Raw genomic sequence first — 431 nt, 5'->3', positions numbered from 1 at the left:
CCGCAGCTGTGGATCGAGCGGGCCCTGGTGGTGCTGGTGGCCGCCTCACCGTGCGCGTTCGCGATCGCGGTGCCGGTGACGGTGGTGGCCGCGATCGGTGCCGCCACCCGCGCCGGGGTGCTGATCAAGGGCGGAGCGGCGCTGGAGTCCCTGGGCGGGGTGCGCGCCCTCGCGCTGGACAAGACCGGCACGCTGACCCGCAACCGGCCCGCGGTGGTCGCCATCGAGGCCCTGCCCACCAGCAGCCCGGACCAGGTGCTCGCCGTCGCCGCCGCGCTCGAGGCGCGCAGCGAACACCCCCTGGCCGGCGCCGTGCTGGCCGCGTGGCCGGCCGGCCAGGCGCCGGTCGACCCCGCCGCCGGCACGCAGGCGCTGCCCGGTCGGGGCGTCACCGGCCTGGTCGGCGGTCGGCCGGCGCGGCTGGGCAAGCC

The 431-nt window shown here is 79.4% G+C and carries 1 pseudogene; it reads left to right on the top strand.

The features are described from left to right. A pseudogene (locus WA616_RS24375) lies at nt 1-431 on the top strand (cadmium-transporting ATPase); the annotation flags it as partial.

It is taken from the genome of Geodermatophilus sp. FMUSA9-8 (genome assembly GCF_037034165.1).
Taxonomy (GTDB): Bacteria; Actinomycetota; Actinomycetes; order Mycobacteriales; family Geodermatophilaceae; genus Geodermatophilus; species Geodermatophilus nigrescens.
The sequence above is the reverse complement of the archived record's forward strand: the minus strand, read 5'-3'. Positions and strand labels throughout refer to the sequence as shown.